The sequence below is a fragment of the Pauljensenia sp. C0170B5 genome, from assembly GCF_056590195.1.
On sequence record NZ_JBWPVR010000001.1, the window covers coordinates 423,642 to 448,767 of the forward strand.

23 protein-coding genes are annotated in these 25,126 nt (G+C 58.8%); 14 read left to right on the forward strand and 9 right to left on the reverse strand.

The window, feature by feature from the left end; translation table 11 throughout:
- Window positions 1–37: 37 nt before the first annotated feature.
- The 8 genes from AC1EJZ_RS01920 to AC1EJZ_RS01955 all read left to right on the forward strand — a co-directional run bounded on the left by AC1EJZ_RS01920 (window position 38) and on the right by AC1EJZ_RS01955 (window position 10,619).
- Entirely contained in the window at window positions 38–220 is a 183-nt protein-coding gene (locus AC1EJZ_RS01920; RefSeq protein WP_480293855.1) for an LPXTG cell wall anchor domain-containing protein, read from the forward strand.
- Between the two features lie 335 nt (window positions 221–555).
- Window positions 556–5,013: a G5 domain-containing protein gene (locus AC1EJZ_RS01925; protein ID WP_480293856.1), complete on the forward strand. Its 4,458-nt coding sequence runs from the start codon at window positions 556–558 to the stop codon at window positions 5,011–5,013.
- Between the two features lie 28 nt (window positions 5,014–5,041).
- Window positions 5,042–6,103, forward strand: a complete 1,062-nt coding sequence (locus AC1EJZ_RS01930; protein ID WP_480293857.1) for a YPDG domain-containing protein — start codon at window positions 5,042–5,044, stop codon at window positions 6,101–6,103.
- 1,099 nt (window positions 6,104–7,202) lie between these two features.
- On the forward strand, window positions 7,203–7,520 hold the full coding sequence (locus AC1EJZ_RS01935; RefSeq protein ID WP_070727911.1) for a hypothetical protein: 318 nt from the start codon (window positions 7,203–7,205) through the stop codon (window positions 7,518–7,520).
- Window positions 7,517–8,644 (forward strand): hypothetical protein, encoded by a 1,128-nt coding sequence (locus AC1EJZ_RS01940; RefSeq protein WP_285016337.1) that lies wholly within the window; start codon window positions 7,517–7,519, stop codon window positions 8,642–8,644. The genes AC1EJZ_RS01935 and AC1EJZ_RS01940 overlap by 4 nt, the downstream gene beginning before the upstream one ends.
- 198 nt (window positions 8,645–8,842) lie before the next feature.
- Window positions 8,843–9,391 (forward strand): MFS transporter, encoded by a 549-nt coding sequence (locus AC1EJZ_RS01945; RefSeq protein WP_070727903.1) that lies wholly within the window; start codon window positions 8,843–8,845, stop codon window positions 9,389–9,391.
- Window positions 9,391–9,897, forward strand: coding sequence for a hypothetical protein (locus AC1EJZ_RS01950; RefSeq protein ID WP_070727900.1), 507 nt, complete (start codon window positions 9,391–9,393; stop codon window positions 9,895–9,897). The genes AC1EJZ_RS01945 and AC1EJZ_RS01950 overlap by 1 nt, the downstream gene beginning before the upstream one ends.
- Window positions 9,894–10,619: a hypothetical protein gene (locus tag AC1EJZ_RS01955; RefSeq protein ID WP_285016335.1), complete on the forward strand. Its 726-nt coding sequence runs from the start codon at window positions 9,894–9,896 to the stop codon at window positions 10,617–10,619. Before AC1EJZ_RS01950 ends, AC1EJZ_RS01955 begins: the two co-directional genes overlap by 4 nt.
- Window positions 10,620–10,724: 105 nt before the next feature.
- Here AC1EJZ_RS01955 and AC1EJZ_RS01960 read toward each other — a convergent pair whose 3' ends face one another.
- Both AC1EJZ_RS01960 and AC1EJZ_RS01965 read right to left on the reverse strand, forming a co-directional pair.
- The gene (locus tag AC1EJZ_RS01960; RefSeq protein ID WP_480293858.1) at window positions 10,725–11,924 is read right to left on the reverse strand and encodes a sensor histidine kinase; all 1,200 of its coding nucleotides are present in this window, start codon (window positions 11,922–11,924) and stop codon (window positions 10,725–10,727) included.
- Window positions 11,921–12,589: a response regulator transcription factor gene (locus AC1EJZ_RS01965; protein WP_058237373.1), complete on the reverse strand. Its 669-nt coding sequence runs from the start codon at window positions 12,587–12,589 to the stop codon at window positions 11,921–11,923. The genes AC1EJZ_RS01960 and AC1EJZ_RS01965 overlap by 4 nt, the downstream gene beginning before the upstream one ends.
- 248 nt (window positions 12,590–12,837) lie before the next feature.
- Here AC1EJZ_RS01965 and AC1EJZ_RS01970 point away from each other — a divergent pair, with 248 nt between their 5' ends.
- The 5 genes from AC1EJZ_RS01970 to AC1EJZ_RS01990 all read left to right on the forward strand — a co-directional run bounded on the left by AC1EJZ_RS01970 (window position 12,838) and on the right by AC1EJZ_RS01990 (window position 18,090).
- Window positions 12,838–13,404, forward strand: coding sequence for a hypothetical protein (locus tag AC1EJZ_RS01970; protein ID WP_070727886.1), 567 nt, complete (start codon window positions 12,838–12,840; stop codon window positions 13,402–13,404).
- Between the two features lie 5 nt (window positions 13,405–13,409).
- On the forward strand, window positions 13,410–14,564 hold the full coding sequence (locus AC1EJZ_RS01975; protein ID WP_480293948.1) for an efflux RND transporter periplasmic adaptor subunit: 1,155 nt from the start codon (window positions 13,410–13,412) through the stop codon (window positions 14,562–14,564).
- Window positions 14,561–15,325, forward strand: a complete 765-nt coding sequence (locus AC1EJZ_RS01980) for an ABC transporter ATP-binding protein (protein WP_082628600.1) — start codon at window positions 14,561–14,563, stop codon at window positions 15,323–15,325. The genes AC1EJZ_RS01975 and AC1EJZ_RS01980 overlap by 4 nt, the downstream gene beginning before the upstream one ends.
- Window positions 15,309–16,526, forward strand: a complete 1,218-nt coding sequence (locus tag AC1EJZ_RS01985; protein ID WP_058237370.1) for an ABC transporter permease — start codon at window positions 15,309–15,311, stop codon at window positions 16,524–16,526. Before AC1EJZ_RS01980 ends, AC1EJZ_RS01985 begins: the two co-directional genes overlap by 17 nt.
- 112 nt (window positions 16,527–16,638) lie before the next feature.
- Entirely contained in the window at window positions 16,639–18,090 is a 1,452-nt protein-coding gene (locus AC1EJZ_RS01990) for a DUF4232 domain-containing protein (protein WP_480293859.1), read from the forward strand.
- Between the two features lie 94 nt (window positions 18,091–18,184).
- Here the strand turns inward: AC1EJZ_RS01990 and AC1EJZ_RS01995 are convergent, their stop codons facing one another.
- From AC1EJZ_RS01995 to AC1EJZ_RS02020, 6 genes are all read right to left on the reverse strand, one after another.
- Window positions 18,185–18,793: a response regulator transcription factor gene (locus AC1EJZ_RS01995; RefSeq protein WP_092648880.1), complete on the reverse strand. Its 609-nt coding sequence runs from the start codon at window positions 18,791–18,793 to the stop codon at window positions 18,185–18,187.
- Window positions 18,790–20,073 carry a sensor histidine kinase gene (locus tag AC1EJZ_RS02000; protein WP_480293860.1) on the reverse strand — a complete coding sequence of 428 codons (1,284 nt, stop codon included), beginning with the start codon at window positions 20,071–20,073 and terminating at the stop codon, window positions 18,790–18,792. Before AC1EJZ_RS02000 ends, AC1EJZ_RS01995 begins: the two co-directional genes overlap by 4 nt.
- A 5-nt stretch (window positions 20,074–20,078) precedes the next feature.
- A complete protein-coding gene (locus AC1EJZ_RS02005) occupies window positions 20,079–20,906 on the reverse strand; it encodes an ABC transporter permease (protein ID WP_092648878.1) in 828 nt (275 codons plus the stop codon).
- Window positions 20,903–21,934: an ABC transporter ATP-binding protein gene (locus AC1EJZ_RS02010; RefSeq protein WP_083314555.1), complete on the reverse strand. Its 1,032-nt coding sequence runs from the start codon at window positions 21,932–21,934 to the stop codon at window positions 20,903–20,905. The genes AC1EJZ_RS02005 and AC1EJZ_RS02010 overlap by 4 nt, the downstream gene beginning before the upstream one ends.
- A 162-nt stretch (window positions 21,935–22,096) precedes the next feature.
- Window positions 22,097–22,888, reverse strand: a complete 792-nt coding sequence (locus AC1EJZ_RS02015) for an SDR family oxidoreductase (protein WP_070727867.1) — start codon at window positions 22,886–22,888, stop codon at window positions 22,097–22,099.
- Window positions 22,889–23,302, reverse strand: coding sequence for a hypothetical protein (locus AC1EJZ_RS02020; RefSeq protein ID WP_070727864.1), 414 nt, complete (start codon window positions 23,300–23,302; stop codon window positions 22,889–22,891). It lies immediately after the preceding gene.
- 128 nt (window positions 23,303–23,430) lie between these two features.
- Between AC1EJZ_RS02020 and AC1EJZ_RS02025 the strand changes: the two genes are divergently transcribed.
- Window positions 23,431–24,228, forward strand: a complete 798-nt coding sequence (locus AC1EJZ_RS02025; RefSeq protein WP_480293861.1) for an SDR family oxidoreductase — start codon at window positions 23,431–23,433, stop codon at window positions 24,226–24,228.
- 8 nt (window positions 24,229–24,236) lie between these two features.
- On the opposite strand, the gene AC1EJZ_RS02030 is transcribed toward AC1EJZ_RS02025, so the two are convergent.
- Window positions 24,237–24,992: a trimeric intracellular cation channel family protein gene (locus AC1EJZ_RS02030; RefSeq protein ID WP_480293862.1), complete on the reverse strand. Its 756-nt coding sequence runs from the start codon at window positions 24,990–24,992 to the stop codon at window positions 24,237–24,239.
- Between the last annotated feature and the right edge of the window lie 134 nt (window positions 24,993–25,126).

Below are 25,126 nucleotides of genomic sequence, written 5' to 3' on the forward strand. Positions count from 1 at the left end.
TATCGTCAAGGACAAGAACGGCAACGAGATTGATCGCGTGACGGTCACCGTTGAGAAGTCTGCCACTGGCGATATGACCACCGAGCCGGGAGTCAAGAAGTTTAAGCTTGCACGCACCGGCGCGCAGGTAGGAGGACTCGTTGGTATCGCAGCCGTAATGGGCGTAGCAGGCCTTGGCCTGGCGCTCGTGCGACGCCGTCGAGAAGGCGAGGAGAACTAATCGCCTAGCCGACGAAACACCGGCATAACAGTACGGGGGTGAGACCTTAAACGGTCTCACCCCCGTACTCACATAAAACCTCAAACCACAGGCGTGCTACCGGGACAGAGGTCAATAGGCTATTCGTCCCATACAGTGCGTAATATCGCCTGCATAATGTATACACTCGCCTGTAAAGCCGTTGTCCGCGAATGGTATAGTATACGGGTGCCCCACGGACGAGAACGAAGTCATAGTGCGTCGGAGTATATGGGCGGCCACAAGACAATACTGACTTCATTGGGGCCATTGAGACTTCCGGAATGTCCCAGGACTAGTTGGAGGAAGGAAAATACATGCGTATGCGACAACCCGCCACCGAACCAAAACGCGCTTTGCGTCTTTCTTGGGTTACGCTATCAGTCGTAGCTTTGGTAGGAAGCGCGCTTGGAGTTGCACCAAGCTTTATCGCCCCGCAGTCAGCTGCTGCGGCACCATTTACCGGCGGCATCCGCGAAAAATCCGGAGCGATTGAGAAGGATGCTCAGCTGGCCTCCGACTTGCCGGCCGGTTCATGTGTTGTTGAAGACTCGGCCCCGTCTGGCAGGCAGGCAGGCTTCACTTGGAATACATTGGAACCGAGCGCCACCAGCCCTTCTAAGACCGCTTGGGGATTGAGTCTTTCCTTCGATAACTCGAAGGACCGCACGTTCGCTGATTGGATTTTTACTAATTCGGGTCGCCTCTCCGCGTTTTTGAATGCGGCTCCTGTGTCTTCTCTGGACGCTGGCGAGGTCCTTTTCGACGGTGATGGGTTGGTTACCCACAAGGCCGATGAAGACATTCAGATTACCGGAAAAGGGGCTCAAAGGGCCCTTGTGCTTGTAGCGGACTTGACGGAAGATAAGGTAAGTCAGTACGCGCAGGCTAGTTCCGAAAATCCCGTGCGCTACGCGTGGAAGAGTGACTACACGCAGGAAAATACCTCGCCAGGTGGTGCCAAAGCGACGAAAGGCAGCAGTGTTTATTTCTCCGCAGTTGTGAATCCGTGGCCAAGCGAGAACATCGAATGTAACCCGATTACGGTGTCTTGGGAAAGCTTTGAGAAGCACGTGATCGTCCCAGGCGAAGAGACCAAGGTCGGTAAGATCAACATCCCGGCTGTGAGCGGCCAGGGTATGGATGACTCAATGTCCCGTATGGTCGTGGAGGCCTACGACGGCAACGGCAAATTCATCGGCACCTCGGACACGGAGGCGTCCGGTGGTACTCAGAACCCGCGTATCGACGAAACGACCGGCGAGATCTTCTTCACCTGGCCTGAGTACCGCGGTACGGGCCTGGCCACTGACAAGAACGTGAACTTCTCCGTTCTGGCAAAGCCGCGTAGCGTGGACCAGCTGCAAGCTGCTAGCGAAAACAACGACCCGGATGGAGAACCTAAAGCGTTCGAAAGCTCCAACTCGCTGAGCCGTTACAACAAGGCAAACGTCATCGACTCCAAGGCGTTCTCTCTGGACGACACCGAGTATCACAATCCGCAGTATGACAAGACCGATGCCTCCATCATCTCTGGCGTCGATAGCGAAACTGGCCCGTTGGCTACTGCGCCGCAGAAGGTCGTCTTCACCCAGACCCCTGATCTGATTAAGGAACTGAAAAAGAAGAAGGCTGACGGCGGCTTCGAGGCTAAGGTCGAGTTGGACGAGAAGTACGTCTATGAGGGTTGGACCGTTGAGATGGACGGTGACTACAACGTCACCGTCACTGCTCCAGAGAACCCGAAACCGGGTGCTTTCGCGCAGCCGAAGATCACGGTGGAGTACTCTAACGGCTCCACTGACGTGCTACAGCTTATGGTAGTTGTTGATCCGAACAACACGCAGGTGACCGACCTGGTACGCCCGGGCCTGTCCAAGGGCAAACTCAACCAGGAAATCACGTCCCAGGTGGGCACTAGATCCATCATGAAGGGCCACAAGCCTGTCCACCCGGCCAAGTTCGAGATCGACCCAGCCACCATTCCAGCCGGCTGGACCGTGACCGTCGATGAGACCGGTAAGGTCACCGCGAAGGCAGATGACACCGTTGTCCCGGGCACGGTTATTACGCCGAAGCTCAAAGCTACCTACCCGGACCAGACCACGGATGAGATCGAGGTCCAGTTCCAGGCGATCATGGACATCAAGATCCCGAACTATGACACGGTTACGGGGCAGCCAAACGCGAACGTCAGCCTTATTCCGGAAATCCCGGAGCGCGGTCTGAGTGGTAACACGTCAGATGAGGCGCCGCAGCGCTACACCTTCGAAGACGGCACGAACGAAACCACTCTTACCAGCAAGGACGGTAAGACATGGACCGTTTACGTCGACGAGAAGACTGGCGAGATCACAACCACGATTCCGAAGGGAGCGCAGGAAGGCGACATCCTGAACGTTCCCGTCCAGGCCCACTACAGTGAGGAAGGCAAGCAGAAGCCGCAGACGGTTGTAGGCACTGTCGTCGTCATCAAGGGTGACTTGAAAGCGTCATACGACGTCCAGGTGACCGGGCCGAATCAGGCCGTCGACCACCATGTTGATGGTGCTCCAGACGGCTCCACGTTCTCGTTCGGCTACGCGGACGGCAAGCCCGTGCTGACGCAGACCACGGATAACGGCTGGAAGTACACTATCGATCCTAATACCGGTGTGGTTTCCTCCACTCCGCCGGCCAATTCGAAGCCGGGTGACAAGAACACCGTTACTGTCAAGGTGAATGCGCCTGGCGGTCTGACCACCGAGGTTCCTGTAACCACAGTGGTGAAGTTGATGAACAACTGGGAGTCCAACCCGGTTATCCCGCCGAAGACGGTGTACCCGGGCGACACGGTGACATCGCCGCTGGCAATCGAAAAGCCGGAAGACATCAAGGTTGCTGAGAACAAGCCTTACGAGATTGCTCCGTTACCGGAGCACATCACTCCGACCGGCGACACGAACGAGTTTGGCAACCCGACCTACACGCTGAAGACTGATAACGGCGACTGGATCGTTAGCCTGGATAAAGATGGCCACGTCATCTCCACCGCGCCTAAGACCGCGAAGCCGGGCGACCAGGTCAAGGTTCCCGTAACCGTGACTTATGAGGACGGTTCTAAGGACGTCACATCCGCTGTGGTCAACGTTGTTAAAGTTCCGGAGCGTGAAGTCCCGTTCAAGGTCGAGTACAAGTACGACGACACCATTCCTGCCGGCGAGTACAAGGTTGAAACTAAGGGCGTGCCTGGCGCTGAGAAGATGAACGCGGAGGGCACGTGGGAGAGCACCAAGGCGCCGGTCAACGAGGTTGTCCTCGTCGGTACCAAGCCTGCTGAGAGCGCCAAGGACGTGACCTGGACGGTTCCGATCCCGTACCCAACCGAGGTTCGCGAAAACCCGGATCTAGCCCCTGGTGAGACAAGGGTTGTCCAGGAAGGTGAGAACGGCGAGAAGACCTACACCGCTAAGTTCACCGCTAATGGTTCCGAGGCTCAGGTTGCAGAGGAACAGACCACCAAGGATGCGAAGCCTCGCATCATTGAGTACGGTCCACGCTTGGGTGCTAGCGAACTGGTCACCACGGTGAAGAAGCCTGTCCCGTTTGAGACTGAAGTTGTCTTCGACGACACTCTGGCAGCTGGTGAACAGAAGGTTGACCAGGAAGGAAAGCTTGGCGAGGACACCGTAACCTCGACGCAGAAGCTTGTTGATGGAAAGCCGAACGGTGATCCAGTGGTCGACACCAAACGCACTGCAGAGCCGGTCAAGCAGATCATTCGCGTTGGCACCAAGACCACCGGCACTGAGACCTCCGAATACGAGGTGGATGTTCCGTTCGAAACCGAGATCAAATTCGATGACACGATGGATGCTGGCAAGCAGGAAACCGTGCAGGAAGGTGTTCTTGGCAAGGATAAGGTAACCACTACCCGGACCATTGAGAACTCGCAGGTTGTGGATACCAAGACCGAAACCAAGCGCGTGGCGGAGCCGGTCAAGAAGATCATCAAGGTCGGCACCAAGGGCAAGCCTGCCTCAACCATGGTTGAGTGGACGGAAAAGACTCCGTTCGAGGTCGAGGTGCGGGTCAACCCTGAACTGAAGCCTGGTGAAACCAAGGTTGTTCAGGAAGGCAAGCAGGGCGAGATCAAGCACACCGTCACGGTGAATGTTGAGAACGGGGAGGTCTCCAAGAAGGATTCCTCCGAGAAGATCAGCGATCCGGTTAAGCACATCGTTGAGGTTGGCCCTGCCAAGACTCAGACAACGTTGACGGACAAGCACACGGAGAAAACTCCGTATGACACTGAGATTGAGTTCGATCCGAACCTCGAAGTTGGCAAGATTGTTGAGGACCAGGCCGGTGTATTCGGCGAGAAGGAAATCACCAAGACCTGGAAGCTCGAGAATGGAGAGCCGGTAGGCGATCCGGAAACGTCCGAGAAGATCATCAAGGATCCGACAACGCGCAAGCTACGCGTTGGCACCAAGTGCGTCTGTGAAGATCCGACGGACCCAGCTAACCCGTGTGACCCGACGGACCCAGCTAACCCGTCTGACCCGACGCAACCTGGTGACAACCCAGGTGAGACAACGCCGGGCACGACGCCAAGCGACAAGGTGACTACTCCGAGCACTGAGGGCAGCAAGTCTGCTAAGTCGGGCGTTCAGAGCGGTTCATCACTGGCCCGCACCGGTGTGAGCGTCGAGGGCACACTAGCAGCGGCCGCAGCGTTGCTACTGGCAGGCGCAGGCCTCACCGCGATGCGCAGGCGAAACTCCCAGCGCTAAACGAGTAGTAGCGAGCCTTAGGGTAAGAGTGACCGGAGTGTACGGCATAATGCCGTACACTCCGGTCACTATTACCGCCGACTACAATGCAACGGATAAGCCGGCTGCGCCTGGCGTAACGGTTACTCCTGCGTTTAGCGGTGACCTGTCAGCTCTGCCTTCGAAGGTTGAGTGGCGTGACTCCAAGGGCACAGTCTTAAAGACCTGTGAACTTGACCAGTCCAAGGGCATCAAGGCTCAGGTTGCAGCTTGCACCTTTGATATCCCCGAGACTGCCAAGAAGGGCGACTACTTCAACGTGGTTCTAGTTTCTGGTGGTAACGATGTGTCCGCATGGACTGTTCTGGTGACCAAGGAATCAGACGAATACGAGCCTGCGTATGAGGGTAAGTTGGTTGTTCCTGGTAAGGAGACCAAGTCGTCCCCGACCTTTACTGGTAAGGATGGTAAGGGTGTAGATGTTCCTGAGGGTTCGAAGTTCTCGATTGGTGATTACAAGGCTCCTGAGGGCTATGTAGTGACGATTGATGAGAACACTGGTGAGATTACGGTTACGTTCCCGGATGGGTCGAAGCTGAATAAGGACACTGTTGAGGAGTTTGATGTTCCTGTTGTTGTGACCTACCCTGATGGCACCACCGACAACGTGACTGTCACTGTCGCGGTTGGCGAACCTGACACCAAGACTCCGGACTGGAAGGACGGCTCTGGCGAACCGGGTGGCAAGGTCGTAATCCCGAACGATGGCGGCCCTGTTGAGGACGGCACGACGGTCGACACCGACGGCCCCGGCAAGGCAAAAATCGATGGCGACGGCAACCTCGTTGTTGACATCGACGACAACGCTAAGCCTGGTGACAAGATCGTAGTTATCGTCAAGGACAAGAACGGCAACGAGATTGATCGCGTGACGGTCACCGTTGAGAAGTCTGCCGCTGGCGATATGACCACCGAGCCGGGAGTCAAGAAGTTTAAGCTTGCACGCACCGGCGCGCAGGTAGGAGGACTCGTTGGTATCGCAGCCGTAATGGGCGTAGCAGGCCTTGGCCTGGCGCTCGTGCGACGCCGTCGAGAAGGCGAGGAGAACTAATCGCCTAGCCGACGAAACACCGGCATAACAGTACGGGGGTGAGACCTTAAACGGTCTCACCCCCGTCGCCAATTTCTCCTATAGTCCGAACAGTGCTGAACGAAATTGCGGTGAGGCACCAAAACAACGTTGTTTGCTCCGCCCGGCCAAATCCGTGATATGTACGAGCGCAAATTTGTAAGACCTGCATCTCAAGTGAAGTTAAAGTACAAAAGTAACCTTGCCTGTTTTGTTTTGAAAACCAAAACCTTCATTTATGGCACCCTAGTGGACCACGACTACTTCACCGGGCAGCCCTTTGGCTCTTCCAAACCCCAAAATGTTCGCGGTATGGATCACCCCTCAACGGCAATCCAAACGTTCGTGAAGAAAAAGGTAAGAACGCCGTGCTGCTTCTAGACAACGGCGACGCTGCGCAGGGCTCATGAATCGAAATGGTGTACCACTCGAACCGGACAGATAGCACTGTTGACCCGATGGCTAGTGTGTTCAACTACTTGAAATACGATGCGGTGGGTGCTGGTAACCGCGAATTCAACTACGGCCTTGAAGCCCTAAACGCCTAGAATTAAACCAGTCCAACTTTCAGGGGCTAGTTCACTTAACAGGGCATGTCGCTGCGTGGTGGAGCACTGGCGGGGCGTGCCAGGTTGATCTGTCTTCGGCTCTCACGCCCGTCCATATAGTGAAATTCCAGTGCGGAAGCCAGAAATGCCCGATTCGATGTAGATGTTTTTGATGTGGTCGATTTCACTATGACGTGTCGGGGACTGGGCTGTGAGGGCCTGCGGTTCCCCCTCCTCAATAATCGTAACGCTCGCGCGTGAGGTAGGAGCGTCGATGTGTGTTCTTCCTCGTGAGAGAGGTGCCCGCGGACGTGGATTATGCAGCCCGGTGGATGCCAGACGCGGCAAGGTCTCGCTCAGTGTTGGCGTGATTGACGAGGGCGGCCGACCCGCTTGTGACGGGCGCCTGAAAACTGCTCACATTCTGTTTACCCACTGTTTAATCTGAATCCCTAACCTAAGTGCGGCAATCGAAGAGTTGGCGTGGCGCGTTGGTCACGACGTATCTGCGATGAGACATGTAAGGGGATCGTATGGGCGATCTGAAATGGAAGCAGGATCGGTCGCAAGCAGCGCAAGGGCGATTGAACGAGGCGAACAGCACGTTCGCGGGAGTGAATTTTGGGGCACCGCCTGATTTTGGCAAGTCCACGGCAAGTGTGAATGCTGTACTGAGCAAGTTTACTGAAGGCCTGAAAGCCCTAGCTGATGGAACAGCGAAGGTGAGTGGCAGTCTGTCGACCGCTGATCAGAATTTCGAAGCTTCAGAAGCTCGAATCTTTAGCGAACTTACCTCGGTTTACCCCCAGGGCGGGGTTTACTACCCCCAGTCAGGAGGAATGGGTAAATGATTGACACCAAGCTCGATATAGAACCCGAAACGCTCTCCTCCTGGAAGAGTGGAGTCCTCCTGCATGGCAGGGGCCAAGTGTACGACGGTATTAAGGACCTCGATCGGGCCAATAGCATCGTGCAGTCTGAGCTGGTGGGCTACACGGCAGCTGAAGCGTCCGCGGCTATCCAGTCTGCCACTAAATCAGCGCAGGAGATCCATGATGAGATCGAAACTTTTGCTGGTGCCGTTGACTCATTTGTGACGTTGATTCGTTCATGTAAGACCCGCCTCAAAGACATTGAAGGTCGGGCGGCAACAGGCAAGCTGATTGTTATCCCCAAGACTTCAATCGAACTGCCTCCGCCTCCGCCTCCGCTGCCGGTTCCGGCGGATCCGGTGACGAATGCGACTCTCATCCAGGCGTGGACTGAGTACATGGAAAAGCAGGCCCTCTATTCGACCCTCGCGGGAGAGGTGAGCATCGTCCGCCGCGATGAGGACGTTGCTCACAGTGAGCTGCAGAACGCATGCAGTGCCGTTACTTCCGCCAACTGGCTGGTCAAGGCTTTCACTGGGATGTTCTCAGGTGGCGGTACGACGCTGGGCTTCCTGAAGATGCTGAAGTCTCGCACCTGCGATGCCGTCAAGCTTATTAAGGGCATCAACTTCAAGCTCAACGGTGCCACGTTCGATCCGAAGAGGCTCGGAAAGCATTTCAAAGATACGCCAGAGGTTCGGTTCCACACATTTAAAGACAAGGTTAACCTTGGTAAGGGATGGGGAGATTCGCCAGAGATCCTCGACAAAGTCAGCAAGGTCACGAAGCATGCCGGGCGTGTGCTCACCGCAGTCGATGCTGGCACCACCGCTTACGACCAGTGGAAGACGGACAGTGTGCTCAATCCTGATATGGGAACCGGAGAAAAGGTTGCACGTGCCGGAACCCGAACACTGCTGGAAGTCGGCGGTGGCTGGGCTGGCGGCAAAGCTGGCGCGATGGGTGGCGCAGCTATTGGTATGGCTGTTGGCGGACCGATCGGAGCGGCCGTTGGCGGCATCATCGGTGGCGTCGCGGGTGGTGCCGGCGGTAAGTGGCTTGGCGGAAAAGCAACAGATTTTACCTTCGGCCTGTTCGATTAGCGCCAGCAAGACCGATACTGATGTGTGAGCGTTGTGCATGGTGATTAACGCTGCGAGGCGTAGTGACCTCAAGGTAATCTGACGAGAGCCGAAGATTTGGATGTGGCTGCGGACTGACGGCGAAACCACTTCTTGCGTTGTCCCGCCGCTGCTCCGGCCACGGCAGTACAGGCTCTGTAGCTGAGGATGAGGAAATCGATGGATGATTTTTCGAGTAGTGATACCTTCTGGATGATCACACTGGCATTCCTGTTTGGGGGCCTCATCCTGGCTCAATGGGCTCTTGCGATGTTTTCAGACTCCACGCTCGGAAAACTCGCCCGCTCAGTTGGGAACATCTTCGGATGGTGGAAAAACTCCGAAGCACTCACCACTCCTGCCATCGGTCTGGCGTTCCTGCTTTTCGGAGTTGCATTTACTGCTGGAACACTGGGGATGAGCAAACAGGGAATGCGTATCATCGTCATCGTTGCAATGGCCTGTATGGTTGTCGCGCTGATATCAGTGATCCCCTTCCGTCTGCCTGACGCGATGTATCCGGAGAAGCGGTTGGAAAAACGTCAGCAGCAAGCCCTGACTCAGGTCGATCCGGGCTCGTACCCGGCCGATCGCCATTTTGCTGAAGGTATCGTCCCGCCTTCCCACAGTGATCCGACTACTTCCCACAGTGATCCGACCCGCCTGACCCAGCCCGAACATCAAGAATTTAAGTCCGACAATAACCACCGAAGCGATGGAGGATATTGATGAGTCCAACGAGCAGTGACGCTGAGTTCGTCACTCTTCCCGCAGACTGGGAAGAACTCAGCACTGAAGAAAAAGCGCAATTCACCCAGCAAGTGCCGGAAGAAGGCCCGACTCAGCAGATGCTCCAGGAAGTTGAGAGCACCTTCCCGCTGATCGCACTTGGTCCTGAAGCTGCATCAGGGTTCCGCCCCAGCCTCGTCGTGACGAAAGCCGCGACCGGCTCGGACGATCCGATCGACTGGTACGACGGCACGTTGCGTCAACTCGTCGAATCTATCCCCGGATTCCTGGTGCTGGAAAACGCAGCATGGGAAAACGAACACCTCAATGGTGTAGCCCGCATGGGGGTCTACATGATGGAAGATCTGTCCGTGTCGTCGTGCCAGTGGCTGTGGGTGAACGGCGAGGCCGGACTGACCGCCACCCTGACATGCGCGACACGCGAATTTGACCCGATGTACGACACGTTTGTTGAAATGTCGAATAGCTTGAGGAACCCACAATGAGCCGTTTTAACCCGGAAGAATCAGCTGCAATTCTCAACGAGGCCGATTGGGAAGCCCTAACCGATTTGCTGGACGGCAAAGCTGACACGAATTCAGACGGCTGGAAGAATCTGGTCGACCTGGGGTTCATCAGCGATGAGGAATCCCTGACGGACGGTGCCGAACGCCTCTTCGCCGGTCTGTTCCAGCGTTCCCACATGATTCAACTGACCCGCATCGCACCGTCGGAAGACGTCAAACGGATCACCCTCACCGTGTGGATTTCTTCAACGGACGTCACGTGGATCGTGCCCGAGGGTGACTCGATGAACCTGTTCCGCTCCGACCCGGAAGAAGTTCCCTCACTGATTCTGCGTTGGCTGGTTTTCGGGCCGCACATGAATGTTTTCGACGGCCCACTTCACCTGCCCTCCGACGTCATTCGTCTGGCACACCAAGGTGATGTCGATCAGCTGCAACGCGTCATCGCCAGTGAATGCCGAGATCACGACGACACAGGATTTGGCAAGGCCGGTCTTGAGGGAACCTGGGCGATGAATGTGTTCGACATTTTCGCCGCGGTCGACGAGCAGATGGCGCCCGCTGGATCCCTGCTCTTCCTGAGTACTCCGACGTGCCTGTACGCGATGGACGGCACCAAGGCCGATGAACCGGAAGTGGAGTTGGCAGGGCTGACATCGCCGCTCGCGTGGCAGATGATCAACCCCTACCTGTTCGCCTGATCGATCCTGCGGCCTCCACGTGAGGCCGCAGGTCTTTGCTGAGCTGCCCGCCATATCTCTGGGGTGGCAATACTGACCGGGATCACTGTCTGGGGCCGGATGTCTTCACGTGGTGCTGGGCGTAGCCCGTGTCGCATCCACTGAACGGCTGGCAATGCGCACTGTTGCAGGAACGGTGAGTGTCACGCTCAGACCACCCTCGTCGAGTGCGGAAATAGTGACTCTGCCGCGGTGAGCTTGAGCGACAGCCTGCACGATTGCGAGTCCCAGGCCATGTCCGCGCGTGGTACCGGCTGTACGTCTGGATCCACGCACGAAAGGCTCACACAGTGAGCTGACGGTATCAGCATCGACGAGGGGGCCGGTGTTGGTCACGTTCAGCACTGCGCAGGAAGCACTGGCATCAGACGAATGGTGTACCTGCAGGGTGACGTTCACAGATCCATCCGCCTGGTTGTAGGTGACGGCGTTGCGCAGCAGGTTCGAGACTGCCTGGCGCAACAGCACCTGATCTCCAGTAACTGCAGCGGGAGTGATGCTCATATGGATGGCTATACCATGGTCTTTCGCCAGAGATTCAACTTCATGGATGGCTTGGCGAACAATTTCGGCTAGATCCACCTCTTCGCGCGCCAGCATCCCGCCTTGAGCTGCCGACAGATCCAGCAGCGCATCCACAGTCTGAGCGTTGGCGTGATTGGTTTCGCGTACCCGTCGCAGAAGGTCCCGCAGTTCCTGAGTGGTCGCATCCGGATCAGACAGCGTCACATCAATCATTGTCTGAGTCGTGGCAAGAGGAGTACGCAGCTCATGCGACGCATTGGCCGCGAACTGCTGCTGGGAGCGCAGTGATTGATCGACCGAATCAAGCATCGCGTCGAACATAACGCCCAGCTCGCGCACCTCATCATCCGGTCCCTTCAGGTTCAGGCGGTAACTGTAATCGCCTGATGTTGCCAGAGCTGCAGCTTTCTTCATGTCAACCAGCGGTGCCATCACGCGTCCCGCCACGATCCACCCGACCAGGCCGGAAAGAAGCGTCAGAATCGTCAGAACCAGAAGCGATGTGACCAGCATGGTGTTGAGCATGGAGCGGGCCACTGGGATCACCAGGTCAAAACTGGCGCTTTGCCCGTCAGGCGCGGGAGGAGCGAACGTGGTGTTCAGTCGCATCGGCACCAGGCGCATATAGGCGTACACCAGGCCAATCATCACCAGGCCCACACCGCCCACCAGTCCCGCATAGGACAAGGTCAGGCGCATTCTCAGGGTCAGGCGGCGTTCCCCGCGCGGTGTCCTCGTCATCTGTCTGCCTCCCCAAAGCGATATCCTGCGCCCGGCACGGTTTGAATAACCCAGGGGGAGCCGAGCCGCTGACGCAGATGTGAAATAGTGACGCGAATCGAATTGGTGAAGGGATCAGCGTTCGCGTCCCATGCGCGCTCCAGCAGCGTTTCCTGGCTGAGGACCCCGCCGTCAGCCTCCATCAGCAATTCCAAAACTGCGAACTCCTTGGGGCTCAGACGGACGAAGCGCCCATTGCGGTAAACTTCGCGACGGAACGGGTCCAGACGCACTCCGCACGATTCAAGGACAGGTTCTCGTGCCGGTTGAGAGCGGCGGCCGAGAGCTCGCAGTCTGGCAACCAGCTCCGGGAACTCAAACGGTTTGACCAGATAGTCATCAGCTCCCAGTTCGAACCCCGTGACGCGTGCGTTGAGCGTGCGGGCGGCAGTGAGCATCAGGATGCGCACCTCAGGGTAGTGGTGCGCGAGAATCCTGCACACCTCGTCACCATGAGTTCCCGGCAAATCACGATCCAGAACTATCGCGTCGTAGGAAGAACTACGCACCATCTCCAGCGCGTCATCGCCATCGAAAGTCACGTCAACAACCATTGCTTCGCGCCTCAGCCCCTGGGCGATTGCCTGTGCGAGATATTCTTCATCCTCGGCGATGAGAACCTTCATAGTGGTGTGCCTTTCATTCATTCCTCTTGACGAGGGCGACTCAGTTGAGCCCCTTCCGCTGGCGACATCTTAACGATGTCAGTGTTAGCAAAACATAAACAAAAACCGCAACGCTACGGCAACGCATGATGCGTTTAAATCTCTTCAGACGCGTGGAGTACTGATCCGGGTACCTCGCGCAAACTGCAGGACCAAATACGTGGAGGAAATTGACGATGCAACTGCGCATACATGGTAGGGCTTCGAACGTGACGGCAGAGAGCTCAGTTGGAGGCGTGCTGAAAGCTTTCAGGGCGCGCGCGGTGACTGGAGCTGCGCTGATGAGCCTGGTCGCGCTTGCAGGCTGTTCGAGCAATATGCCGGTCGGAAGCGACGCAGCCGGATCGGACAGCAACGCTGCGGGCAAGGGCGCTGGCGCATCAGAGTCAGAGACCAAAGCTGTGGAAGAATACAATCTCAAATTCGCTGCCTGTATGCGCGAAGCCGGTGTGAATGTGCCCGACGACCTTCAAAATTACGGCCCGGGCGAAGATTTTGGTGTCGATGCGAACGCGTGGAACACCGCCGTGCAGGGCTGCTGGGAAAAAGTCGGTGACAGCCCAACGGCAGGTGCGGACAGTGAAATGACTGACCAAGAATTCGATCGGCTTGTGCGTGTCGCTCAATGCCTGCGTCAGGACGGCTATCACGTGGAAGATCCAGTGCGAGGCCAGGGAATCCGACTCAACGACGTGCCGCCAGCAGCCATTTCTCAATGCTTCGACAAGGCTGATGCGGCCAATGCCTCCAACACCGGGACGGAGAACACCAAGTGAAAGCTATGACGAAGCGGCGCACGCTTGTCGTCCTCGGCATTGCGGCAATCCTGGTTGTGGCGCTGGTGGTGGCAAGTGCCATCTGGCTCAGGCACGGCGGGCAGGCCAATGCCGCACAATCGGGTCAGAGCGGTGCAACGGGGCAGGCAGGCTCTGCAATTGCCACCGAACCCGTTGTGCGCGAGGATCTGCATGGCAGTGTGAATGTTGCCGGCACGTTACATTACGCTGATTCGCACCAGCTTCGTACCGGATTCGACGGAATCGTGACACAGCTGCCTGAACCGGGCACTCAAATCAGCGCCGGTGCACAGCTGTACCAGGTAGGTGACGACCCGGCCTACCTCATGCGCGGTGCCACCCCTGCGTGGCGTGACTTTGAAGACGGTATGAGTAACGGGCAGGACGTTCAGCAGCTCGAACAGTCCCTCAAGGATCTGGGCTATTTTGCCGATGAGCCAGATGAGCGCTTCGATGCGCAGACGATCAGTGCGATCAGGAACTGGCAGGACGCAGTCGGACTGACACGTAGTGGTCGCCTGCAGCTGGGACGAATCATTTTTGCTCCAGCTGACCTGCGCGTCGGAACACTGTCTACCCGTGTGGGAGATCGAGTCACGCTGGACACCAGCCTTTTCAGCGTGTCCTCCATGCAACAGGTCGTGGATGCGAACGTCTCGCTCGCACAGCAGGACCTGGCTGAAAAGGGCCGCGAGGTGACGATTCAGCTTCCCGACGGGTCAACAACGCCGGGCACCATCAGCTCAGTTGGCACCCCGGTTGAGCGTGGCGCTGGAAACGGTCAGGACAGCCAGGCCGACGGGCAGGGCTCACAGGCAAACCAGGCAGGCCCGGCTGCGGGAAACAAGGAACGCATCCTTCCCATCACTGTGACCCCCTCCGACCCGGAAGCCACATCAACGCTCCAGGAAGCATCCGTGACAGTTGCGCTACCGTCCCAAACCCGCGAAAACGTGCTGACCGTTCCAGTCAACGCCCTGCTTGCCCTGACACCGACACAGTTCGGCGTGGAAATCGCACGCGAGGACGGCTCATTTTCACAGATACCTGTTGAAACGGGACTGTTTGCAGCCGGACGCGTGGAAGTATCCGGAGACGACCTTGCCGAAGGTCAGCATGTGGTGGTGCCATCACGATGACCGACGCATTGGTGCAACTGGATGACGTGACTCGTTCGTTCGGCTCCCCGCCCGTCCAAGCATGTGCGGGTGTGAGCATGACGATTAATCGCGGCGAATTCACGGCCATTGTCGGACCGAGCGGATCAGGTAAAACGACGTTGCTCAACATGATCGGCACACTGGATACTCCCACGTCGGGACGGGTCCTCATTGATGGAATCAACGTCAGTGAACTTGATGATGCAGGTGTGTCAGCGGTGCGCGCCCGCATGATCGGATTCGTCTTTCAGCAGTTCCATCTCTCACCGGGAGTGAGCGCCCTGGACAATGTGGCTGACGGATTACTGTACCTGGGCGTAGCGCGCTCGCAGCGCCGCGAGCGGGCACGAGCAGCGCTGGAACGCGTCGGACTGGGGCATCGTCTGGAGCATAGACCCCACCAGATGTCAGGTGGAGAACGCCAGCGTGTGGCGATTGCACGAGCCGTTGTCGCTGAACCGCCGCTGCTGCTGGCAGACGAGCCGACAGGCAATCTGGATTCACGCTCGGGTGAATCAATCGTCCAGCTTCTCCATGACTTGAATGAGGCGGGCACAACCATCGTTGTCATTACACACGACAACGACCTGGCTGCGCGCCTGCCGCGCAGAATCGCCATCCGTGACGGACGGATCGTGGCTGACTCGGCCGACGGTGCGGCGGGCGGCGCGACAGGCGGTTCGACTGAATGCCCGGCGGGCGGCGTGGCTGGAAGGGAACACCATGACTCACACATCTGATCACATTCGTTCAGCGCCGGCCGCGTCAACGCTTCTGGCATCAGATGCGGTGCGGCTCGGCACAGTGGGGCTGCGCTCACGCCCGATGCGTGCCTTCCTGTCAGCACTGGGCATCGCGATCGGGATCGCAGCAATGGTGGCGGTGATCGGAATTTCCACCTCCAGCAGAGCTCAACTGACTCGACAGTTGGATGCCCTCGGCACAAATCTGCTGACAGTCACTGCCGGAAGCGACATGACGGGAGCCGCTGCCACACTGCCACCAGACGCTGCAGCGAAAGTGGCGCTTCTGCCGGGTGTCACCGATGCGACCAGCACAGCTGCCCTGACCGACATCAAGGTCTATCGCAGCTCGCTGATTCCTGCAGAAGAAACAGGTGGGATCGCGACCGTCTCCACTGATCTGACACTGCTGGACGTGGTGGCAGGCGAAGTGGCGCATGGAACGTGGCTCAACGAAGCGCTCGCGCAGTATCCGACAACCGTTTTGGGGGCGAGTGCAGCCCAGCGCCTCGGCATTGTCACTCCCGGAACACAGATCTGGATGGGCAACCAGCTCGTCACGGTGGCCGGTATCCTCAAACCGGTACCACTGGCACCGGAACTGGACTCCGCGGCGCTGATCAGTCGCACAGTGGCGCAACGACTGTACGGCCATGATGACCATCCCACCACAGTGTACGAGCGCAGCGCCGATGACCAGGTCGCCCGGATCCGTGACCTCCTGGCACCGACCATTTCACCGCAGGCATCAGGTGGTATCAAAGTGTCGCGACCTTCAGAAGCGCTCAGTGCGAAAGCCGCTGCCGATCATGCATTCACGACGCTGCTGGCCGGCGTCGGATCAATTGCTCTGCTGGTCGGCGGTATCGGCGTTGCCAACACGATGATCATTTCGGTCCTCGAGCGCCGCCAGGAAATCGGCTTGCGTCGGGCCATGGGAGCAACGCGCGCTCACATCCGTATCCAGTTCCTGTCTGAAGCACTGCTGCTGGCCGGTATCGGCGGAGCACTCGGCTGCATCATCGGCACACTGATCACTGCTGTCGTGGCCACCGTCAGTGGATGGCTGTTCGTCATGCCGCTGTACGTGGTGGCCGCAGGTCTGGCCGTGACCGTGGTGATTGGCGCTGTCGCCGGCCTGTACCCGGCAGTGCGCGCCGCACGCACACCCCCCACAGCTGCCCTGAACTCGCAATAGATCCAGAACTGAGGCTGCAGTCCTGCCCGCGTGGCATGTCCTGCCGGATGTGCCTGTCATCTCTTACAGGCACATCCGGTTGGCTGTGCCGCCTGTGTGGCACACTGGTACTGTGAACTGCTCAAGGCGGCGACGCACTCACTCAGATGCAGATTCCGCTGTGCTCGGGCGCAAGCTGCTGGGCACCGCAGTGCTCCTCGGCCTCGCACTGGGCGCACTGATCGTCATCACGGGACAGGACATCCGCATGCCCGGTCCCGAACTCCAGTTCGACTGCAATGACTTCCCCGGGCAGTGCCGTGACTACCCCTTCCCCTACGGCTACCTCATCGCGATGCTGCTGCTCATCATCGCCGTTATCGGGTTGTGGGTCGCGCTGGCGCGCCAACTGACAGACAACTGGTCGTGGACACCGCTTCTTGACCGCTCTGCCGAATTATCGGATCAGTCGCGCAGGAGCCCCACGCGTTCACGGACAACCAGCCAATGGGTCTCCCTCGTCGTTGATGTGGCACTATGCGTCGTTGCGCCGCCGATCCTGGCAGTCGGTGGCCTGGCGCTGACCTTCGGTGGATACGCCGCGGCACTTGGATTTGCGGGCGTGGCCGGCGTGCTGCTCGCGTTGATGTTCGCCCTCACGACCAGTATTCAGACTCGCACAACCCGACCAGCCTGGATTGCAGGCGGAGCCGTCGCGCTCACAGCGATCATCGCAGTCTTCATCTCCGGAATCGCGCTGCTTTTCACTGGGCCGGGCCTGTTCGCGGTTCCTGTTATCGGGATTGTCGCCATGCTGCTGGCTCGCGCCGCCGCCTACGAGAGCATTCGCGAAAACTCTGCCGTCGAGTATGAAGGCGGTGCTCCATCCTCGGCAATCATCATCGACGAGGGTGACCCGACCACTGCTGCGTGGCGTCCTATCGCCCGATGCGCGGCGGTGGTGTGCACGGTGGCGGGGATTGTCAGTGTGAGCGCCCTGATGATTCTGCCTGCACCGGCTGACCGGTCGACCCCGATTGATCAGACTCCACCTGCTTCGTCTTCGGTGCCGCCGGAAGAAGCTGAGTCTGGAGCTGCGGTGGCTGTTGAATCTGGGGCGGTCGCTGAGTCTGGAGCGGTCGCTGAGTCTGGGGGTGAAGCGATGTCGGCGGTGGAGCCACTGTGCAGCCCGGACTCTCTTACTGCCGTGCTCGGTCCGGTGCAGGGAGCGCTGGGTGCTCGAGGCGCGATACTGACAGTGATTAACAATGGTGACACCGCGTGCTCTGTGAGCGGTGTGCCCGACCTGCAGATCACGATGAGTGGAGCAGACCTAGCGGTGAGCACTGTTGCATCGCCCCGCGCCTCGGCGGCCGAATTTGACCGGGGAGTGGATATTCCTGCAGGTGCAAGCGCCGCGATGCAACTATCCTGGCGCGGAGCGGGGACGGAGGAATCTGACACGGTTGATATGACACTGGGCATCGCAGGTGGTGAAGTGCCGGTCGACGTAGCACAGGGCCAGGATGGCGGCAGTCTGGATATGGAGACCGGAACCCAGATCACCTGCGAGCCGTGGCGATAGGAAACGCTCATCGTGCCGATCAGCAGCGGTCAGCACGACGCCTGAACCAGAGGCAGGGCCCCTCGGGCCCCTACGCAAGCCCCGCGGGCAGTCCCTACAGCCACCCGTTGTCGCGGGCGCGGCGCGCGGCATCCATGCGGGATGAGCCACCGGTTTTCGCCATGGCACTGGTGACATGGTTACGGACGGTGCCTTGAGACAGACCGACTTCACGCGCCACATCAGCAGTGGTGCCGCCGCCCTCGGCCGCACGCAGCACATCGATCTCACGCGGGGTGAGCGGATTGATCCCCAGGCCCAGTGTGCGCGCGGCAAGCTCCTGATCAACAACCTGCTTACCGTCGTTGACCGCGCGGATCGACGCGGCCAGAGCCTCCGCCGGCTGGTCCTTCAACACGAAGCCGGCCGCCCCCAGCGACAGGGCACGCGCCACCCACCCCGGACGGTCAAACGTTGTCAGCATCAGCACGCGTGTATGAGGGCTCACCTCGCGCACGCGCGGCAGCGCCTGCAAACCATCGATACCGGGCATCTCCACATCCAGCAGCATCACGTCAATCTCTGCGCCCATGGTCTCGGCAAGGTCAACCGCTTCGCTGCCGTTCGAAGCCTGAGCGACCACCTCAATGTCAGGCTCCAAACCGATCAGCGCGGCGATACCGGCGCGGACAACTCCCTGATCATCGACAACTGCGACCCTCATGAGAGTGCTCCTTCACTGACGGGACGAATAGTGTCGCCCACCATTGACAGGGCAGGAGAATCCGCCCCATCGACCGGATCTACCGTGAACGTCACGTGCCATCCGCCCCCGTCAGCAGGCCCCCAGGTCACGGTGCCCACACCTTCGGCACGTTTTTCCAGCGACTCCAAACCGGTGGACATGCGCTGTCCCGCGTGAGCGCTCTGCTGACTGTCCGCAATGGTTTTCTGGCCGGCAGCGGCCCGGCTTCGACCCGCGGCAGCCGGCCTGCTGCCCCGACCGTTGTCATGTACGCTCACGCGAACCGGACTGAGCTCCACCCATACCCGGTCAGCACCGGAATGGTGGACGACATTCGCCATCGATTCACGGACCAGGTGAGCGGCAACCTGACTGGTTTTGCCCTCAGGTGGATGCCCCTCATCGCTCAGCGTCAGCACGATGCCCGCAGCGTCCGCCAGGTGCGCGGCCTGCGCCAGCTCCTGATCCAGATCCGCTTCACGCGTGGCGGCAACAACCTGTCTCATCTGCGCCAGGGCGTCATGTGATAATTCCTGGAGCTGTTCAAGGTAGGGGACGCCCTCGTCCATCTTGCCCAACTGGGCGAACCGGGCGACGACCTGCGCGTTGACGTTGATGGCGGTCAGGGTCTGCCCGAGGACGTCATGCAGATCCGCGCTGATGCGGCTGCGTTCTTCTGACTGGGAGGTCTGGACGCGCTCGGCCTGACGGATCCTGTCTTCTCGGTCATTGTCGATGGCGCGACGAGCCATGAACGTCATGAAAATCGTGCACAGCAGGATCGCCAGCCCAAAGGACGCCTCATTGATGTTGGCCAGACGCAGAATCACCAAAAGCACTGCGAGCAGGACTGAGCCGATCAGCAGCGCGCACGCCCACCGCGTGTACAGGTGGCGCGGAAGCTGCAGCACAATCACCGCGCTGATGTACGGCAGAAAAAAGAACACCGACACCGCATCCGAAAACGGCATCATACCTGCGAGCAGGACGCTCATGACGACGATCGTCGCCACCACCCACGGGTCCGTTGACCGTGAAACGGGGGCAGAGTCGGAACGGATCCACGTGGAAACGTACACCAGGATGAACACGGTGAGCCAGGCGAACATGGGCACAGCCTGCTCCGGGCTGCTGCGCACTCCCAGGATGATGCCGATGATCATGAAGATCAGGTACGGCAGTGCCCACGGCAACGAGCTGAGGCGCTCGCGCAGCGAACTTGAAGCCGCCGGTGAGTGCCACAGCCAGCTCCAGCTCATCGCTGTCAGTTCCTTTCAGTACGGCTCGAGCGGGTAAACGTCCAGACAGCTGCGGCCAACATTGCGAGCGACCAGACCGCGATATTGATGACCCAGCTCCATTCGAACGCGGTATCCCAGCCAAGCTGCGGTGCCCGAACAAGATTGATGATCCCATACATTGGTGTGTACTTCGCGACTTTCTGGACCAATGAGCCCATCTGCTCCAGCGGCATGAACATGCCGGACAGGAATGCACTGACCAGCACCGTCATTGAGACGATGAAGTTCGCGGCGTTCTCACCGACAAGCTGGCCAACCGCGAATCCGAATGCCGCCAGGGGAAAACTGCACACGACAATCAACGCGAACGTCACAACCCAGGTAATTCCTGACATTTCAGCGCCGGTGAGTGCCCCTACACCATAGGTCACCAGTGCAGCCAGAGCGCCGACCAGGATTGCCGCACAGATCTGAGCCCACAGGTATGTTGACAGGCTCATTGGAGTCAGTGCCAGTGTGCGCCACCATCCGGTTCGACGTTGCAGCGCGGTGTTGCATGTTGCGCTTGCAGCCGATATGAGCGCTCCGTAGCATGTCAGACCGGCCAGAATGGCTGCCTGAATGTTCGCGTGCCCCACGCTGGTATCTGAGTATTCCTTGCCAACTGCGAACAGGAAATACATCAGAATGGGGATGCCGATGGAACCGCCGATGAACCACGGGTTGCGCAGCGTGTTATCACGCAACGCCATCATGAACTGTGCACCCAGTCCTTTGAGCGGCGGGGGAACAGGTCGGTCTGTCAGGTCTTGTTTCGTCAGGGTATGTGTCGTTGCGGCGTGCGTGTTCATGAATCTGACTCCTCCGTGTTCGCGCCGGTCAGGCGGGTGAACATTTCATCCAGGCTGGTTCGTTTCATTTGGAAATCCTTGATGCCTGCGGTGTTCAGTACCGCAAGAGCAGCCGGTTCAAGCTTTTCTCCGTCGATCGCGATTTGCCCGTCGTCGAATTCGTAGGTCCACTTGTCGGCCCCGGGCAGCGCAGTGATCTCATTGACGAGGGCGTCCCTATGCTCTTCTGAGACGGTTGCGCGAATATGGGCACGCTCCGTGTTCAGCAGAGTTCGGGAGCTTTCATCTGTGACAACGTGACCGCGATTCATGATGATGATGCGGTGAGCAACTGCTTCAACTTCTGACAGATAGTGAGTTGCGAACACGACGGTCAAGCCGCCTGTTGTCAGTTTCTCCATCGTCTGCCAGAACTGCATCCGTGAATCCACGTCCATTCCGGCGGTCGGCTCATCCATGATGAGAAGGCGCGGACGTGAAAGCAGGGCGATCGCCAGGCGTACGCGCTGCTGTTCGCCACCTGAACACTTGCCGATTCTGCGCGTTGCCAGGTCGGTGATTCCGGCCAGCTCCAGCACCTCATCCACAGGTGCGGGATCGACGTATGCGCTGGCCAGTGTTGACACTGTTTCACGAACGGACGGTTCGGGCGGCAGTCCGCCAGTTTGCTGAATGACTCCGATCAGGCCGCGCTTGATTGCGTCATGAGGAGCCATGCCGAAAAGCCTGGCTGTGCCCGAATCCTGATGGCCCAGACCCAGAGCGATGTCAATGAGTGTGGTCTTGCCCGCGCCGTTGCGTCCCAGCAGTGCAACGAGTTCACCTTGTTCAACGCGCAGAGTGACATCGTCGACTGCGTGGACTTTGCCGAACGAGCGGTGAATGTCGACGAGGTCGATTGCTGGTGGAGCGGATTGTGGTGCGCGTGTAGGCGCCGCCGATGATGCCTGCGATGACGTCTGTGCTGTGTGAGCGTTTTCGGATCGCACTGTGGAGCCACGTGTGGTGGCAATCTCATCTGTGTTCATGTCTTCACAGTACAAATGATTACCCGCATGTGGATAGAGCGATTGTCACGATCTATCTATCACAAATGTCATGGGGTGGGTGCGGACACTCTCGTGCCCTGTTTTCGCCACCGTGCTTCCTGGTGGTGTGCACACTGGTGCCTGGCAGCGGTGAGCGTGGCGCTACTTCCAGCGTGAGAACCCGCCTTCAGTGTTGATCACCTGACCCGTGACCCACTGAGACTCATCACTGAGGAGCCATACAACCAGCCGTGCCGGATCATCAGGGGTGGCCATCCGGCCACCGGGGAACTGCTCGAGCACATGCCGGCGCACCTCGTCCGTCATGTAGCCGGTGTCAACAGGGCCAGGATTGACAGTGTTGACGCGGATGTTCCTGGCCGCAAGCTCATCTGACAGTGTCAGCGTGATGCCTGTGATTGCTGCTTTTGAGGCGGCGTAGGCGATTTCGCCGCGCATCGGCCCCATCGCCTGCCCGGATGTCATGAACACGATCGACCCCTGGTCGCCGGCAACGGCCGCAAAGGCCTGCGCCAGCAGGATTGACGTGCGCGCATTGACACGCCAGTGGGCATCAAGATCGTCCGCTGTGATGTCACTGAGTGCGCCGTCATTGCCAGACAGCGCCTGGTTGCACACAACAGCATCAACGCGGCCATATTCGCTGCGCGCTGTATCGATCAGTGCTGCGGGGGCTCCCTCGTCAGTTAAATCACCACCGACGTCGATCATGCGGGCGCCGGACCGAAGGTGGGATCGGATGCCGGCGCACACGGCTGCAATGTCATCGCTGCCCCACGGCTGTTTGTCGTCATGGGTGCTGAAGTGGTGGCATACCAAGTCAGCGCCCCATTCGGCGGCGCGCCGGGCAATAGCGTATCCGATCCCTGCCCGCCGGCTCACTCCCGTGATGACGATGACTCGGCCGGCCAGCGGGAACTGATCACGAGGCATTTACTGCGCTTTCTTGCCTTTCTTCATGGTGATCAGAGCCAAACCGATCGCCAGCATGAAGACATCCTTTGAGAGCATCAGGCCTTCTTGCGAGGGGCGGATTCCGTCTGCTTCGGTCATCGCAGGGTTGCGGAAGTACATGGTGAGCATGCCCGAGGCGAATGCTGTCAGCGCCAATCCGGCGAGTTTGCGAGGAATAAACGGTGTCAGAAGCGATGCGCCAATTCCGATTTCCGATGCGCAGATGAACTTGCCGAATACCTCCGGGTCAAGTTCACCGAGCTGGGGAATGCCTGTGGCGGCCATTTCCTGCAGTCCGGCAGCGGCCTCGGCATCCAGATGCAGTTTGCCGATACCTGAGTTCAGAATGTAAGCGCCGGTGATGGTGCGCATGATGCCGGATGCAAGTTTCATGGGGGCCTCCTCGCTTGAAAGGATCGTCTTGTTGGTGCTCGATCATTGCCAAGTCGACACAGGAGTGTCGTGCGTCCAGTGTATCGAAGGGGGTGAACAGGCATTGCCCGAATCGATAAGCTGACCCCATGACGATTACGCACGAGCTTTCGACAGATCGACCCATTGCCCTGATCACCGGCGCAACGCGCGGTATAGGTGCAGCCATTGCCCAGGAACTGTCCCGCACACACACCATCATCGTTGGTGGCAGTTCGGACGAATCGGTGGCGGCCGCCTGCGACAGGCTCATCGCAGCACGCCAGGCAGCTGCCACTGGCAGTAATACGGACACCTCCAGCCGAGACGCAGCAGCCACGGTCCGTCCATTTGTCGCAGACCTCAGTGATTTCGAACAGATGCACCAAGCCGTCGAAGACCTGCACCTGGAGCGCCTCGACATACTGGTGCACAGTGCCGGAACAATGGCGCCTTCAAGTACAATCGCCGAAACCATGCCTGACGAGTGGCTCCGAGTCCTGCGCCTGAACGTGGTTGCCGTAGCCGAGCTGACACGCCTGCTGCTGCCGGCTTTGCGCGCTGCCGGTGGCCAGGTCGTTGCGATTAACTCCGGAGCCGGTTATCGCGTGGGCGCTGACAACGCGGTGTACTCAGCCTCCAAGTTCGCCCTGCGTGCCTTCACTGACGCGTTGCGTGAGCAGGAGCGCGGCACGATTCGCGTCACTTCCGTGCATCCGGGTCGTGTTGACACAGATATGCAGGTGGACATTCAGCAGCGCGCCGGCCGCTCCTACCGCCCCAGCGATCACCTGCGCCCGCAGTCAGTTGCCGCCGCGGTGCGCATGGCAGTGGACGCGAGTGAGGAAGCAATGGTGGAGAACCTCGAAATTCGCCCGGTCGTGCCGCGCAGCAAATTGGGTAAGTAGGCGGTCCACTAGTCACCCTCGTCGATGGTGGGGGCGGTGGAATCTGGTCGCACAGGCTTCGAGTTCTTCCTGATGAATTGACGAGGGCGCCTTGGCCTCCACTGCTTGAGGCGGTGGATGAATAGGCGGGGACGCACCGACTGACTGCGCTCGTAGTGCTGTTCCTGATAGTCGAAGACAGGCAGGTGCCAGCTGAAGCGAATCGCGAGAATGCGGAAGACGAAGGTGACGATCAGCGTGATGGTCACAGCCCAGTCATCGTGCACGCCCAGTTCGGAAAGTGTGACGTACGTGCAGGTGGCGAGGAATGACACCGCGGCGTACAGCTCTTTCAGGAATACCAGGGGGATGCGGTCGCACAGGAGGTCTCGCAGCACGCCGCCCATCACGCCGGTAATCACTGAGGCGACGCAGGCGAGGATGAACGCCTGGGTGGGGCCTTGCTGGATGCCGACGTCCCAGCCGATGCGTGTGCCGAAAATGGAGAACACCGCCAGGCCAAGTGCGTCGAGACCAAGGAACAGCTTGCGGAAATGCTTCATCAATGAGGGAATCAGGACCGAAATCACCGCGGCACACACGACAATGACCACGTAGTGGGGGTTCTTCACCCAGGTGAGGGGGTAGTGTCCCAGCAAAACGTCGCGAATGGAGCCACCGCCAATGGCGGTCACTGCGGCCACCATCATCACGCCGAACAGGTCCATGCGCTCGCGGGCCGCTGACAGGGCGCCTGTCATGGCCTCGGCCGTGATTCCAATCATAAAGAGCACCGTCAGCCACATGCAATGTACTCTAACAACCCTGCCTGTGAGTGCGAGGCAACGCCTGCTGGATACTTGCGCTCCTCACCTGCTTTATTCCTCCGTGCATATCTTGAAGACATAGTTTTTCCTTC